Below are 13,741 nucleotides of genomic sequence, written 5' to 3' on the forward strand. Positions count from 1 at the left end.
GTCCGAAGAAGCGGCGAGACGTGTCGCCAGTTCTTCGGACGTAAGCGGTGGTTCATCAGGAGGCGACGACGGCCTTCAAGACCGAGGTGAAGAAACCGAGGCCGTCAGTGCTCGGGCCGGTCAGGGTCTCGACGCAGTGCTCCGGGTGCGGCATCAGGCCGACCACGTTGCCGCGCTCGTTGCTGATCCCGGCGATGTCGCGGTACGAACCGTTCGGGTTCTCGCCCAGGTAGCGGGCGACGACCAGGCCCTCACCCTCGAGCCGGTCCAGCGTCGGCTCGTCGGCGACGTACGAACCGTCCTGGTTCTTCAGCACGATGGTGATCTCGTGGTCGGCGTCGTAGTCGCTGGTCCAGGCGGTGCGGTTGTTCTCGATCCGCAGCGGCTGATCCCGGCAGATGAACTTGCGCCGGTCGTTCTTGATCAGCGCGCCGGGCAGCAGGTGCGACTCGCAGAGCACCTGGAAGCCGTTGCAGATGCCGAGCACCGGCATCCCCTCGCCGGCCTTCTTGATGATCGTCTCCATCACCGGCGCGAACCGGGAGATGGCGCCGGCCCGCAGGTAGTCGCCGTAGGAGAAGCCGCCCGGCAGGACGACGGCGTCGACCCCGTGCAGGTCGGCGTCACCGTGCCACAGCGCGACCACCTCGGCGCCCGCGACGGCGGCGGCCCGGCGGGCGTCGAAATCGTCCAGCGAGCCCGGGAAGGTGACGACGCCGATCTTCACTGGCCGTCGTCTTCCACGTGCAGGGTGTAGTCCTCGATCACCGGATTGGCCAGCAGCGTGTCGGCCGCCTTGCGGATCTCGGCGACCTGTTCCTCGGTCGCCTCACCGTCCAGGGTGATCTCGAAGCGCTTGCCCTGACGCACATCGGCCACGCCGTCGAAGCCGAGCCGGCCGAACGCGCCGTGCACCGCCTTGCCCTGCGGGTCGAGGATCTCGGGCTTGAGCATGACGTCGACGACAACGCGAGCCACTGAAACTCCTGATTCGGACCGGGGATGACGCCTGAATCCTACCGACCACCGCCCGATCTCCCCGCATCGGCGACTATTCACTCAGTACATACATCGTGTGTATAGTCGTATCCATGGCAACCGCTGAGCTTGTTCTGGGCCTGCTGGCCGACGGCCCGGCGCACGGGTACGACGTGAAGCGCGGCCACGACGCCTGGTTCCCCGACAACCGCCCGCTGGCGTTCGGGCAGGTCTACACAACGCTCGGCCGGCTGGCCCGGGATGGCCTGGCTGAGGTGGTCGAGAAGGGCTCGGAGGGCGGGCCCGAGCGGACCGTCTACGCGATCACCGACAACGGCCGCAAGCACCTAGGCGACTGGCTGCTCGATCCGGTACCACCGGCCTGGGGCAGCGCCGACGAGATGCTCCGCAAGCTGGTGGCCGCGGTCCGGACCGGCGGGGACGCGACCGAGTTCCTGGCCAGGCAGCGGGCGAGCCACCTACGCCGCATCCGCGAACTCAACGCCACACCGGCCGGGGACGACGCCACCTCACCACTGGTCCGCGAGTACACGGTCGCCCATCTCGACGCCGACCTGCGCTGGCTCGACAGCGTCATGGAGCGCATCACCGAGCAGAAGGAGCCCCGCCGATGACTGCACTGGAACTGCGCGACGTCGAGTACACCTACCGCCGCAACGTCGCCCTGCGCGGCATCACCCTCGCCGTCGCACCAGGCGAGGTGGTCGCGATCACCGGAGCCAGCGGCGGCGGCAAGTCCACGCTGCTGCACTGCGCGGCCGGCATCCTCCAGCCCGACAGCGGGACGGTCACGATCGACGGGCAGGACCTGGCGGCGCTGACTGAGGAGGAGCGCAGCAAGTACCGCCGCAGCCGCATCGGTGTGGTGCTGCAGTTCGGCCAACTGGTCCCCGACCTGTCGCTGGCCGACAACGTGGCGCTGCCGCTGCTACTGGACGGCCACGGCCGCCAGGCGGCGCGGGCGACGGCTCTCGAGTGGCTCGAGCAGGTCGGAGTGGCCGACGAGGCAGATGCCACCCCGGCCGAGCTGTCGGGAGGGCAGACCCAGCGAGCTGCCGTGGCCCGCGCGTTGATCACCGGTCCGGCCGTCGTACTGGCTGATGAGCCGACCGGGAGTCTGGACAGCCGGGCCGGGCAGGAGTTGCTCGACGTACTGCTCAAGGCGACCCGTGACCGCGGTGCCGCGCTGGTGATGGTCACCCACGACAACCTGATCGCCGCAGTCGCCGACCGCGAGGTGCGGATCCGCGACGGCCTGATCCAGCACGAGGTGAGGCTCTCATGAAGCTCTCGACGGCCATTCAGCTGTCGCGGTCCCGTACTCCGGCCGACCGCAGCAGGATCCGGCTCACCACAGTGGCAGTCGGGTTGTCCGGCGCACTGGTGATCGGCGCCTTCCGGATCGGCCGGCTCGGTCCCGGCGATCTGTCGAAGCACACCTACAGCAACTACCTGGCCGAGGAAGGCCTTCGACCGGGCGTCATCACAGTGTTCGTGATCCTGGCCGTCCTGGCGGCAGGCCTGGCGGGCCAGTCGCTGCGGATCGGCGTTGCGGCTCGCGAGCGGCGGTTGACCGCAGTACGGCTGGCAGGTGGATCGCCTCGGCAGATCAAGCAGCTGGGCGCGGTGGACGCCGCCCTGGCCGGGCTTGCCGGTGGCCTGCTGGCTGCTCCGATCTACCTGGCCCTGAGCTTGGTGTTCGCTGCTCTGCCACGGATGGCCAGACTGCTGCCGGGAGCCGACGTCGTCGACCTGCCGGTCTGGCTGGCCTGTGTCCTGGTCACCACAGCAGTTGCAGCGGCGAGCGGCTGGTCCTTGACCGTCGATCGCAGCCCAACCGAGCCGACGCCGTACCCCAACGGTCTACGGCTGGCGATAGCCCTCGCAACGATCCTGCTGGCGCTCCTCTTGATCACTGGGCCGTTCGGCATCGGCTATGCCCTTGTCCTGCTCGTACTACCGGTCTTCGCCTTGCTGGGCGGCTCACGGCTGACCATCGGCATCGGGCGCCGCCTCACCCGGTCCGCCGCACCGATCAACGTGCTCGCCGGCGCACGGCTGATCGCGGACTCGCGCCCTACCGGCCGGATGAGCACGCTGCTCGGCTGCTGCGGCCTGGTCGTCGGATTCCTGGCGAACAGCATCCTGGCCCTCATCGTGAAGCCGATCCCCTTGAACGAGTCGACCGACGCGGGTTTCTACCTGACCGGCTTCACCTTCGCAGCATTCGGTCTGGGGTTGATCGTGGCGACGGCCTTCGTCGTCCTGCTCGTCGGCGTCACCGATCAGCTCGTCGACCATCGTCGCCAGCTCGCCTGCCTGACCGCGTTCGGGGTCGATGCCCGGTTCCTGCGCCAGGTCCTCGAGCGGCAGCTCGCCGTCGCCGCCTGTCCCGCTCTCGCGGTCGGGTTGTTCTTCGGCTTCCTGATGGGTCCCGCCATCAGTTTCCAGGGGTTGAGCAGCACGGGCGCCTTCGGGCCACCGTTGCTGGCATTGGCCGGGCTGTTGCTGGCGGCCGTCGGGACCGGTCTCGGCCTGCTCGGCGCCCACCTGGCCGGCTACGTACTGCGCAATCACGTCCAGGACGCGCTGGCGCCCGAGAACCTCCGGGCCGCCTGATGAGCACCGTGCCGATGGTCGTGCACAAGCCCGGACTCCTGCTCGGGCTGCCCAACCGGATCACGCTGGTTAGGACCGTCCTGGCGATGCTGATCGCGACGGTGGCCTTCGCGACCGGCGACCTGGCCTGGCTGATCGCCGGCTATGCGGCGTACTGGATCGGCGACATCGCCGACGGCGCGGTCGCGCGGCATCGCGACGAGGAGACGATCGCGGGCGCCGTCTTCGACATCGTCTGCGACCGGGCCTGTTGCTTCCTGCTCGCAGCCGCGTTCATGGCCACCTATCCGGCGGTGATCGGGCCGCTGGCGATCTTCCTGATCCAGTTCGGGGTGCTCGACACGATGCTGTCGCTGGCGTTCCTGCTCTGGCCCGACTGCATCAGCCCGAACTACTTCTACCGGATCGACCAGCGGATCTACCGCTGGAACTGGTCCAAGGTGGCCAAGGCGCTGAACACCGGCGCCGTCGTCGTCTCGCTGCTGATCGACGCCTGGATCGACATCAGCTGGCTCCCCTACGCGGTGGCCGCCGCGGGCGTCGTGGTCAAGGTCGGGTCGCTGCAGCGGCTGGTCGCGATCGTGCGGGGGCGGCGGCCCGCAGTACCGGCTGTGGCGTAGATGACAGGGCGGGGTGGTGCTAAGTCCCGTGCCGGGGGCCGAGATGGGACATAGCCTCGAGACCATGTGGGTTTGGCAACTGGTGCTGGCGATCGGATTCGGGATCGGATCCGCAGTCATCCCTGTGCTGAACGCCGAGGTCTACGTGATCGGGGTCGGTGCCTCCGGCAAGCTCGATCCGGTGGTCGCAGGGATCGGGGTCTCGGTCGGGCAGACGATCGGCAAGGTGGCGATGTTCCTAGCCGTGCGGTATCGGCCGGGCTACGCCGCGAAGAAGGGCAAGGCACCCAAGCCGGTCGACCTCGGGACCCGCCGCGGCCGGTTCGTCCAGTGGAACCGTGATGTCAGCAAGCGCCTGCTCGATGCGCTCAGCGACCGCCGCTGGGGCATTCCGGTCACCCTGCTGAGCTCCTCGGTCGGCATCCCACCCCTGTACGGGGTGGCGCTGATAGCGGGCGCGAGCCGGATGGGCGTGGTCACCTTCTCCCTGTCCGTCCTGGCCGGCCGCGCCGCCCGCTTCATCGCCCTTGCCCTGGGTGTCGGCCTCTTCTAGCTACAGCGATAACTCGTGGCCTGCTTGGGGTCTCCGTGACCCAGGTACTTCGAGACCTTCGGGTAGGCGCACAGGTCGCGGTCCTCGGTGCCGTGGTGACTCAGAACTTCTGGCCGGTGAGCCGTTCGTAGGCGTCGATGTACGCCGACCGGGTCCGCTCGATCACCTCGGCCGACAACGGCGGCGGCGCCTCGCCGGAGTGCCGGTCCCAGCCGGAGTCGAACTGCAGCCAGTCGCGCACGATCTGCTTGTCGTACGACGGCTGCTGCCGCCCCGGAGCCCACTCGGCGGCCGGCCAGAAGCGGCTCGAGTCGGGGGTGAGCACCTCGTCGGCGAGCACGATCGTGCCGTCCGCGCGGGTCCCGAACTCGAACTTGGTGTCGGCCAGGATGATCCCGCGCTGCTCGGCGGTCGTGTGCGCCTCCGAGTAGATGTCGAGCGTGAGCTTCCGCAACGCCTCAGCCGTCTCCGCGCCGACGGTCGCCACGACGGCGTCGTACGAGACGTTCTCGTCGTGTTCGCCGAGGTCGGCCTTGGTCGCGGGGGTGAAGATCGGCTCGTCCAGGCGGGAGCCCTCGACCAGTCCGGCGCGCAGCGGGATGCCGCAGACCTCGCCGGTGGCGTTGTAGTCGAGCAGACCGGAGCCGCTCAGGTAGCCGCGGGCGACGCACTCGACCGGCAGCATCTCCAGCTTCTCGCAGACCACCGCGCGGCCGGCCACCTCGACCGGTACGTCGGTCGAGATGATGTGGTTCGGCACGCCGAGCTGCTCGAACCACCACAGGCTCATCGCGGTCAGCACCTTGCCCTTGTCGGGGATCGGCGTGTCCAGGATCCAGTCGAAGGCGCTCATCCGGTCGCTGGCGACCATCAGCAGGTCGCCCGACTCCAGCTCGTACAGATCCCGGACCTTGCCGGAGTGGAGATGCTTCGCACCGGGGATCTCGACAGCCTGCGGAGGGGTGATCACACCGGTGATTGTTCCACCCGTCGGCGTTTGGCCAGTAATCCGGCCGCCTTGCCACCCAGACCGAGGACGGCGTCACGCAGTTTGCAGGCCAGCTTGTTGTCCAGTTGACCGAGCACTCCGATCGAGTGCGACCGCCTGACCAGCTTCGTCGTCGCGGGGCGGCGCTCGGCGTCGTACGCCAGCAAATCCTTGTTTTCCTTCAGCACCCGGGCCAGGGCGCCGGCGTCCTCGATCGCCGAGCAGGCACCGCGGCCCATGTTCGGCGTCATCGCGTGGGCGGCGTCGCCGAGCAGGATCACGCGACCCTGCACGAAGGGGACGAGTGGGGTGCGCAGGTCGTGGATGTCGTTCCGCAGCACCGCGGGAGTGGCCGCGAGCAGCGCGGGGATCGGGTCGTGCCAGCCGGCGAACCGCTCCCGCAGATCGTCATCCGGACCGCCCGCTTCGCGATTGGCCGTCGCGTACCAGTAGATCCGCCCGTCGATCAGTTTCGCGAACCCGAATCGTTGCCCTCGGCCCCAAGTTTCGCCACCCTCGTCCGCGAGCTCCAGCTCGGCGATCCCCCGGTACGCCGTATAGCCGGAGTACCGAGGTCCCTGGTACTCCGGGTAGAGCAGCCCGCGGATGCCCGACCGGATCCCGTCGGCGGCGATCACCAACTCCGCGCGGAACTCCTGATCGCCCGGCTGCTGGTCGCCCGGCCGCGGTTCGCCTGACACCTGGCGGCCGGCCGTGACGGTGACTCCATTGGCGTCCTGTGTGAGGCCGGTGACCGTCGTGCCGGTGTGGATCGTGACGGCGGGGCCGAGGCGATCGGTGATCAGGCGGTGGAGCTCGGCGCGGTGGATCATCACCGGCATCTCGATGCCGAGCCCGGCCGCGTCTACGATCCAGCGGCCGTCCCAGCGGCGCATCCCGGCGGATCCGCCCGGTCTCGCCGCATCGGCGATCCCCTTGACGCCCAGCTCGGACAGGACGGCGGCAGCGCCCGGCCAGACCGAGATCCCCGCACCGACCTCGCCCAGCTCCGCCGACCGCTCCAGCACCGTGACCTGCCAGCCGCACTGCTCCAGCGCGACGGCCGCCGTCACCCCACCGATCCCCGCTCCCACCACGATCGCTGTCGTCATGAACCGTACTCTACATCTGTAGAGCCTGAGTAGAATAGAGGCCGTGACAAAAAAGGTGCCGCTCGGCGAGGACCGCCGGGCCGCCATCGCCGACGCGGCCATCCATCTCGTGGCGACCCGCGGACTGCGCGGCCTCACCCATCGCGCGGTCGACGAGGAAGCCGGCCTGCCACCGGGCTCAACGTCGTACTACCTGCGCACCCGTGGCGCCCTGCTGACCGCCTGCGTCAACCGCATGCTCGAGCGGGACCTCGCCCGCGGCTCCGCGGAACCCCCCGGCGACTCGAACCTGGAAGAACTCATGGTCGACATGGTCGTGAACCTGGCCCGCGACCGCCCGGACGACCTGATCGCCCGCTACGAACTGTCCCTGGAGGCAAGGCGGCAACCAGAGTTGCGCGACGCGATCATCCAGGGCGGCCGTTTACTGCGCGAGGGGCTCGCGGACCTCTTGGCGGGCTTGGGGGTTCCTGATGCCGCCACCGCCGCCTGGCCGGTCGCGGCCATGATGGACGGACTGCTCTACGACCGGGTCGCGGGAGCCGGTACGACCCAGTCGGCCGAGGCATTCGAGAGCGGGGTGCGGAAGACCTTGGCAGCGCTGCTGAGCGGCCTGCGACATGCATAAGACTGCAAATTTCCGGCACCAGCTCTAAAGTGGAAGTCACTTCCGTATTTTGAGAGCTGGGGGCCGTTCATGGTGGAGTCAGTCGCGCGACGTTTCGCCCGGATCAGTACTGCGGAACGCCCGGCGGCCCCGAAGATCCTGATGCGGCGCGCGATCGTGCTCGGCGCGAGTATGGCCGGGCTGATGGCCGCGCGGGTGATCAGCGACCATGCCGAAGAGGTGCTCGTGATCGAGCGGGACGGCTCGGAGGAGTCGACCTTGCCGCGGCCCGGCGTACCGCAGGGCAGTCAGGTGCACGCGTTGCTGCCCGCGGGGCATGCGCAGCTCGATCGGTGGTTCCCGGGGTTCACGGCTGACGTGCTCGCTGCCGGGGCTGTGGATCCGGCGCCGGACACCGTCCGGAACTACGTGAACGGCGAGTTCCGCCCGCCTGCGCCGGCGGGATCGATCGGGGCATCGCTGGTGAGCACCCGGCCGTTCCTGGAACACCACGTGCGGCGGCGGACGCTGGCGATCGGCAACATCCGGCTCGTCCACGGGCGGGCCGACGGGATCGAGTTCAGCGGCGACCGGGTGAGCGCGGTTCGGTACCAGCCGGCTCCGGACGCTCCGCTAGTGGTGGAGCCGGCCGATCTGGTGGTGGACGCGACCGGGCGGTCGAGTCGGCTGAGTGACTGGCTTGGCGCCGCCGGTTGGCCGCAGCCGGTCATGCGGCGGATGCCGATCAAGCTCAACTACGCGAGTGCCTTGTTCAAGCGTGACCCGGAGATCAGCGATGTCGGGATCTCGATCGCGCAGAACCAGGCGGGCGGTGGGCAGACGCCGCGCCAAGGTGGAGTGCTGGCCGTCGAGGGTGATCGGTGGCTGGTACTGGTCGCCGGCTACGGGGACGACCGGCCGAGTCGAGATCTGGAGGACTTCCGGACGAGGTGCCGGGAGGACTTCCCGGCCGACTTCGGGCAGATCGCCGACCACGGCGAGCTCCTCGGTGAGGTGGTCACGTATCACCAGGCCGACAGCCGGCGCCGCGATTACGACGAGCTGGAACGCTTCCCGGCCGGCCTGGTCGTCGCCGGTGACGCTGTGGCCTCGTTCAACCCGGTCTATGGGCAGGGCATGACCTCGGCCGCGCTGCATGCGTCGTGTTTGTCTGCCTACCTGCGCTCTGACCCGTCGCTGGACGAGCCGGCGCGGGAGTACTTCGACCAGGTCCGAGTCGTCGTCGACGCCGCCTGGCAGATCTCGACCTTCGCCGATCTCGAACTGCCGCACGTCGACGGGCCGTATCCGCGCGGGTATCGGCTGGTGAAGTGGATCGCAGGGCTGGTCGTCCAGGCAGCGGCGCAGGATCCCCGGCTGAACGTGCAGTTCAGCCGGGTGACGACGATGCTCGACCACCCGAGCGCCCTGGCCCGGCCGCAGACGGTACTACGAGCGCTCCGGCTGAGGCTGCTGCCTTCCTGACCAGCCCTACAAGCGTGTCGTCCGCTCCCAAGACCCGGACGACACGCTCAAACCCACTCGCTCAGGTGGTCCTGGTCTGCCCACTCCCCTGACCTGTCACAGCGCCAGATTGCTGGGTCCCTGAGTCCGGCGGGACAACGCCTTGCCCCTGCCCCGGTACGGTCCCTTGCCCAGGTACCGTCCGCCGCTGTCCCTGTCCAGGCACAGTCCCCTGGCCCGGTACCTGCCCTTGCTGCCCTTGTCCCGGCACGGTCCCTTGTCCAGGCACTGTCCCCTGGCCTGGCACCTGCCCCTGCTGGCCGGGGAACTGTCGGCCCCCTCCGGGTCCGACCTGGGTCGGCGTCGTCCCACCGGAACCACCCCACGCGTGCCCGACGGCGGTCCCACCAAGAAACGCGAGCACCGCCAGCAACGACCCCGCACCAGCCAGCACCAGCCCACTAGGCCGGCCGGCCCCGGACTTCGCCGAAGCCTGCTCCGCCGCAACGGCTCCTGCCGGCCAGCTCGGCGACACAGCCGGACCACCTTGCGGCTGAGGGGCAGGCGGATTCTGGTGCTGAGGGCCCGCTACCCAGTGCGGGACCGGCTGGGTGGGGTTGGTTGGCTCTGACATCTTCTTTGCTCCTGTTTCGAACGTCATTTGCTGGAGAGGTCGTAGACGGTCGTACCGCCGACGGTCTGCGCCGTGTAGTTCTGCGTGACCCAGGTACTGATCTCGCTCGAGGTACCACCACTGCGTCCGCCGCCGAAGCCGCCGCCGGAACTCCCGATGAAGTAGTGCACCTTCCCCTGCGCGACCAGTTGCTGGAACTCGGTCAGCGACGGCGCCGGATCGGTCCCGTTGAAGCCGCCGATCGACATCACCGGCACCTCAGCAGCGATCTGCAACGGAGCAGCGGCATTCGAGGTGACCGCCGCTGCCGCCCACGTGTAGCCCTTCGCACCCTGCTGCAGCAGTGAGACCAGGTCACTGGACACCCCGCTGATCCCGCCACCGCCGAGGAATCCACCCGTTCCGCCGCCACCCTGAGCGCGCCCGGTCGGAGCGCCCTGCCCAGTAGTGCCAGGCGCGGTAGTAGTGCCAGGAGCGGTAGTGGTGCCAGGTGCGCCATTGGTGGTCTGCCCGGGAGGCGTACCCATCCGGCCGCCGCCGCCACCGCCAGGACCGCCGCCCCGGCCGCCGGCACTGGCGGGTCCAGCGGTCGGAATCGCGCCGGCGTGTTCCGTGCTGATCGTCTGCACCGAGTACGCCGCCGGCCCGGCGAGCGCCGTCAACGCCAGCAAGGTCGCCGCGAACAACCCGGTACGCCGTACCGCCGTGCGATGCAGCTTCAACTCAGGTAGCACCAGCACCAACCCGGCAGCCACCACGCCCACGATCAGCACCGTCCACCGCAGCCACGGCATCCAGGTCGGCGCCGCATTCAGCAAGGAGAAGCTCCACCCGGCAGTCAGCAACGCGCCACCGGCAAGTGTTGCCCGCGGCAACCACTCGGTCCGCCGCCGCCAGAGCACCATCGCCGCGGCACCGATCAACGCACCGATGGCCGGCGCCAGCGCGATCATGTAGTAGCTGTGGATGATCCCCTGCATGAAGCTGAAGACCAGCCCGGTCACCACCAGCCAGCCACCCCACAGGATGGCGAAGGCCCTCGTCCGATCGGTCCGCCCAGCCTTGCCCGCGGCAACAACCAGAACGACCGTCGCGAGCAACGCAGCGGGCAACAGCCAGGCGATCTGACTCCCGAACTCACCACCGAACAACCGCTGCAGACCGGTCGCGCCACCCCAGCCGGGGTTCCCGACGCCGCCGCCGACAGACCCGGTCTCATTACCGGTCAACCGCCCGAGCCCGTTGTAGCCAAGGGTCAACTCCAGAATGCTGTTCGTCGACGACCCACCGATCCACGGCCGGGCCGACGCCGGCACCAGCTCCACGATCGCGATCCACCAGCCGGCGCTGACGATCAGCGCACCGAGCGCGATCAGGCTGTGCACCAACCGCTTCCCCAACGCCGGCTTGCCCGCGATCAGATAGGCCAGCCCGAACGCCGGCAGCACCAAGAACGCCTGCAGCATCTTCGTCAGGAATCCGAACCCGACCAGGTAGCCGGCCAGTGCCATCCACCGCCAGGCGTACTTCTCCGAGTCGATCGCCCGGGTGACCGCCCACGCGCCCATCACCAGCAGCAGAATCAGCAACGCGTCAGGGTTGTTGAACCGGAACATCAAGACGGCCACCGGCGTCAGCGCCAGCACGGCCCCCGCGAGCAATGCCGCGTTCGCCGAGAACCACCGCCGTACCGACACATAGACGAAGCCGACGCTGGCGACGCCCATCAGCGCCTGCGGGATCAGCATGCTCCACACGCCGAACCCGAAGATCCGCCCGGACAGCCCCATCACCCACAGCGAGCCCGGCGTCTTGTCGACGGTGATGAAGCTCGACGAGTCGAACGCCCCGAAGAACCAGGCCTTCCAGCTCGTCGAGCCGGCTTGCACCGCTGCGGCGTAGTACTCGTTGGCATAGCCGTTCTTGGACAGGCCCCACAAGTAGGCGATCGCGGTCAGCACCAGCAGTCCGCCGTACAGGACCTTGTCGCGGCTGATCGAGTACGCCGTGACGCGCGCGGCCGGTCTGGCGCGTTTGGCTCCCGGTGGCGCCGCGGTCGTCGGTTCGGTCAGAGTGCTCATCAGTTGCTCCGGGTGCTGTCGAGAACCGCCTGGGGTTCAAAGGTGGGGAGAGTGGGGGCCTCGTCGTCGAAGACCCAGGCCTGGAAGAGGCTGAACCGGACCACCGTCGCGGCCAGGTTGGCGGCCGTCAGGACGACGATCTCGAGACCGTGCGCCGGTACTGCGACCGCCGCGTGCAGCAACCACAGCGACGACGCGGTCAGGCTCCAGCCGATGCCGAAGGTGACGAGGCCGCGCAGGTGGTGCTTGGTCCGGTTCTCCACCCCGCGGACGCCGAACGTGACCCGGCGGTTGAGCGCGGTGTTCCCGACCGCGGTGATCAGCAGCGCGAGCAGGTTCGCGACCTGGGCCGGCATCGCATGCCGCAAGGCCAGGTAGATCAGGATGTAGGCGAGCGTGCTGACCACGCCGACCCCGGCGAAGCGCAGGACGCGAGCCGCCAGGGCGGTCCGCGGATCGGCGATCGACGGCCGGCCGAACGCCTGGCGCACGGGCTCCAGCGGGATCCGGTTGCGGCCGAGATCCTTGCTCAGCCTGGCGATTCCGCGCAGGTCCTCGACGACTGTCTTGGCGATCGCGACCCGGGAGTCCAGGTCGTCGATCCAGTCCACCGGGACCTCGTGGATCCGCAATCCGGCGCGCTCGGCCAGTACCAGCAGTTCGGTGTCGAAGAACCAGCTGGTGTCCTGTACCAGCGGCAGCAGCTCGACGGCGACATCTCGCCGGATCGCCTTGAACCCGCACTGCGCATCCGAGAACCGGGTCCCCAAGGTTGCCCGCAGCAACAGGTTGTAGCCGCGCGAGATCGCCTCCCGCTTCGGCCGCCGGACCACCCGGGAACCGCGCGCCAGCCGGGACCCGATCGCCACGTCACTGTGGCCGGCCAGCAGCGGAGCCACCAACGGCAGCAGCGCGTTGAGATTGGTCGAGAGGTCGACGTCCATGTAGGCAAGGACCTCGGCCTCGCTGGACGACCAGACCTGTTTCAGCGCACGACCGCGACCGGGCTCCTCGATCCGGACGATCCGGACCCCGGGCAGCTCGGTCGCCAGCAGCGTCCCGATCTCCCAGGTGGCATCGGTACTTCCGTTGTCGGCGATGCAGACCTCGGCCGGGAACGGGAACGCACTGTCCAGAAACGCGCGCAGCCGCCGAATATTGGGACCGAGGTCGTACTCCTCATTGCGAACGGGTACGACGATCTCGACCCGAGGATGACCTGATGTCTGCATGCCCCCGATGCTGTCCGGTGAACCTTAGCCACTCCCTGTGTCCACCTGGCAGTTCCCTGTGAGTCTGTTCCTGGGAGTCAGGATCTGGCGGTACGACGCAGCCAGAGCAGCCCGAGAACGGGCAGGACCAGGGGGACGTAGCCGTAGCCCTGGCCGAAGTGGGACCAGACTGTGGCGTCTGGGAAGTCGCCGGGGACGGCGTAGCTGAAGGCGCCGATGCCGATGACTCCGATGAGTTCGATGATGATCGCGACCGTCGCCACCTGGCGGGAGACGATCGTTGCCTTGGCCAACGCGAAGGTGGCGGCGCAGTAGATGACCGCGGCAACGGCTGACAGCAAGTAGGCGATCGGCGCATCCGAGAACTGAGTGGCGAGCTGTACTGCGGCCCGCCCCGTCGCCGAGAGAGCGAAGAGCCCGTAGACGGCGATCAGGATCCGGCCCGGCCCGTGCCTGGTCGCCGACGCGTCCGCCATCAGACGACCCACAGATCGTGCAGGCGCAACTCGAGGACCGGGATGACGACGCACGCGATCGCCAGCGCGCCCGCGCCCCAACGGCTGCTCTCGGCCAGGGCCCACAGGGCACCGATCGGCAGGATGAGCAGCGACCCGATCAGGTAGCCCACGAAGAACGGCCCGGAGACGTCACGATCCGTGCCCACCAGCTGGACGATCCCGACCACCAACTGCCCCAGCAGGGCGACCTCGACCACACCGATCAGACCGAGCAGCCACCAGTTGATCCGGCGGTCCAGCCCCGCCAGTACCAGCGCGAAGACCGTCGCGGCCAGCGACAGGGCCACGAGAGCCCAGGTGAGCGGTTCGTACAC

At 68.8% G+C, this 13,741-nt stretch carries 15 protein-coding genes; 7 read left to right on the top strand and 8 right to left on the bottom strand.

Annotated features, from left to right (window positions below):
* Positions 1 to 55: 55 nt before the first annotated feature.
* Positions 56 to 727, bottom strand: a complete 672-nt coding sequence (gene purQ / locus G3I17_RS30240) for a phosphoribosylformylglycinamidine synthase subunit PurQ (RefSeq protein WP_164601032.1) — start codon at positions 725 to 727, stop codon at positions 56 to 58.
* Positions 724 to 978, bottom strand: coding sequence for a phosphoribosylformylglycinamidine synthase subunit PurS (gene purS / locus G3I17_RS30245; protein ID WP_164601033.1), 255 nt, complete (start codon positions 976 to 978; stop codon positions 724 to 726). Before purS ends, purQ begins: the two co-directional genes overlap by 4 nt.
* A 113-nt stretch (positions 979 to 1,091) precedes the next feature.
* Between purS and G3I17_RS30250 the strand changes: the two genes are divergently transcribed.
* The 5 genes from G3I17_RS30250 to G3I17_RS30270 all read left to right on the top strand — a co-directional run bounded on the left by G3I17_RS30250 (position 1,092) and on the right by G3I17_RS30270 (position 4,791).
* Positions 1,092 to 1,613 carry a PadR family transcriptional regulator gene (locus G3I17_RS30250; RefSeq protein ID WP_164601034.1) on the top strand — a complete coding sequence of 174 codons (522 nt, stop codon included), beginning with the start codon at positions 1,092 to 1,094 and terminating at the stop codon, positions 1,611 to 1,613.
* Positions 1,610 to 2,284, top strand: coding sequence for an ABC transporter ATP-binding protein (locus G3I17_RS30255; RefSeq protein ID WP_164601035.1), 675 nt, complete (start codon positions 1,610 to 1,612; stop codon positions 2,282 to 2,284). Before G3I17_RS30250 ends, G3I17_RS30255 begins: the two co-directional genes overlap by 4 nt.
* Entirely contained in the window at positions 2,281 to 3,618 is a 1,338-nt protein-coding gene (locus tag G3I17_RS30260) for an FtsX-like permease family protein (RefSeq protein WP_164601036.1), read from the top strand. The genes G3I17_RS30255 and G3I17_RS30260 overlap by 4 nt, the downstream gene beginning before the upstream one ends.
* A complete protein-coding gene (locus G3I17_RS30265; RefSeq protein WP_164601037.1) occupies positions 3,618 to 4,238 on the top strand; it encodes a CDP-alcohol phosphatidyltransferase family protein in 621 nt (206 codons plus the stop codon). Before G3I17_RS30260 ends, G3I17_RS30265 begins: the two co-directional genes overlap by 1 nt.
* A gap of 64 nt (positions 4,239 to 4,302) precedes the next feature.
* Positions 4,303 to 4,791 (top strand): hypothetical protein, encoded by a 489-nt coding sequence (locus G3I17_RS30270; protein ID WP_164601038.1) that lies wholly within the window; start codon positions 4,303 to 4,305, stop codon positions 4,789 to 4,791.
* Between the two features lie 100 nt (positions 4,792 to 4,891).
* Here G3I17_RS30270 and G3I17_RS30275 read toward each other — a convergent pair whose 3' ends face one another.
* Entirely contained in the window at positions 4,892 to 5,770 is an 879-nt protein-coding gene (locus tag G3I17_RS30275) for a phosphoribosylaminoimidazolesuccinocarboxamide synthase (RefSeq protein WP_164601178.1), read from the bottom strand.
* Entirely contained in the window at positions 5,758 to 6,891 is a 1,134-nt protein-coding gene (locus G3I17_RS30280; protein WP_164601039.1) for an FAD-dependent monooxygenase, read from the bottom strand. The genes G3I17_RS30275 and G3I17_RS30280 overlap by 13 nt, the downstream gene beginning before the upstream one ends.
* A gap of 43 nt (positions 6,892 to 6,934) precedes the next feature.
* On the opposite strand from G3I17_RS30280, the gene G3I17_RS41200 reads away from it, so the two are divergent.
* Positions 6,935 to 7,519 carry a TetR/AcrR family transcriptional regulator gene (locus tag G3I17_RS41200; RefSeq protein WP_164601040.1) on the top strand — a complete coding sequence of 195 codons (585 nt, stop codon included), beginning with the start codon at positions 6,935 to 6,937 and terminating at the stop codon, positions 7,517 to 7,519.
* A 69-nt stretch (positions 7,520 to 7,588) separates the two neighbouring features.
* Complete coding sequence (locus tag G3I17_RS30290; RefSeq protein ID WP_239063066.1) at positions 7,589 to 8,983, top strand: FAD-dependent monooxygenase; 1,395 nt, start codon at positions 7,589 to 7,591, stop codon at positions 8,981 to 8,983.
* A 636-nt stretch (positions 8,984 to 9,619) separates the two neighbouring features.
* Here the strand turns inward: G3I17_RS30290 and G3I17_RS30295 are convergent.
* The 4 genes from G3I17_RS30295 to G3I17_RS30310 all read right to left on the bottom strand — a co-directional run bounded on the left by G3I17_RS30295 (position 9,620) and on the right by G3I17_RS30310 (position 13,741).
* Positions 9,620 to 11,677, bottom strand: a complete 2,058-nt coding sequence (locus G3I17_RS30295) for a glycosyltransferase family 39 protein (protein ID WP_164601041.1) — start codon at positions 11,675 to 11,677, stop codon at positions 9,620 to 9,622.
* Complete coding sequence (locus tag G3I17_RS30300) at positions 11,677 to 12,909, bottom strand: bifunctional glycosyltransferase family 2/GtrA family protein (protein ID WP_164601042.1); 1,233 nt, start codon at positions 12,907 to 12,909, stop codon at positions 11,677 to 11,679. Before G3I17_RS30300 ends, G3I17_RS30295 begins: the two co-directional genes overlap by 1 nt.
* 77 nt (positions 12,910 to 12,986) lie before the next feature.
* Entirely contained in the window at positions 12,987 to 13,385 is a 399-nt protein-coding gene (locus G3I17_RS30305) for a hypothetical protein (RefSeq protein ID WP_164601043.1), read from the bottom strand.
* Positions 13,385 to 13,741, bottom strand: a complete 357-nt coding sequence (locus tag G3I17_RS30310) for a hypothetical protein (RefSeq protein ID WP_164601044.1) — start codon at positions 13,739 to 13,741, stop codon at positions 13,385 to 13,387. The genes G3I17_RS30305 and G3I17_RS30310 overlap by 1 nt, the downstream gene beginning before the upstream one ends.

The organism is Streptomyces sp. SID13031 (genome assembly GCF_010548305.1).
Classification (GTDB): Bacteria; Actinomycetota; Actinomycetes; order Propionibacteriales; family Kribbellaceae; genus Kribbella.

Bases quoted from the DNA above. Each gene is read 5' to 3' on its own strand.
- G3I17_RS30250 (WP_164601034.1), top strand. From the start codon at position 1,092: ATGGCAACCGCTGAGCTTGTTCTGGGCCTGCTGGCCGACGGCCCGGCG.
- G3I17_RS30255 (WP_164601035.1), top strand. From the start codon at position 1,610: ATGACTGCACTGGAACTGCGCGACGTCGAGTACACCTACCGCCGCAAC.
- G3I17_RS30260 (WP_164601036.1), top strand. From the start codon at position 2,281: ATGAAGCTCTCGACGGCCATTCAGCTGTCGCGGTCCCGTACTCCGGCC.
- G3I17_RS30265 (WP_164601037.1), top strand. From the start codon at position 3,618: ATGAGCACCGTGCCGATGGTCGTGCACAAGCCCGGACTCCTGCTCGGG.
- G3I17_RS30270 (WP_164601038.1), top strand. From the start codon at position 4,303: ATGTGGGTTTGGCAACTGGTGCTGGCGATCGGATTCGGGATCGGATCC.
- G3I17_RS30280 (WP_164601039.1), bottom strand. From the start codon at position 6,891: ATGACGACAGCGATCGTGGTGGGAGCGGGGATCGGTGGGGTGACGGCG.
- G3I17_RS30290 (WP_239063066.1), top strand. From the start codon at position 7,589: ATGGTGGAGTCAGTCGCGCGACGTTTCGCCCGGATCAGTACTGCGGAA.
- G3I17_RS30295 (WP_164601041.1), bottom strand. From the start codon at position 11,677: ATGAGCACTCTGACCGAACCGACGACCGCGGCGCCACCGGGAGCCAAA.
- G3I17_RS30300 (WP_164601042.1), bottom strand. From the start codon at position 12,909: ATGCAGACATCAGGTCATCCTCGGGTCGAGATCGTCGTACCCGTTCGC.
- G3I17_RS30305 (WP_164601043.1), bottom strand. From the start codon at position 13,385: ATGGCGGACGCGTCGGCGACCAGGCACGGGCCGGGCCGGATCCTGATC.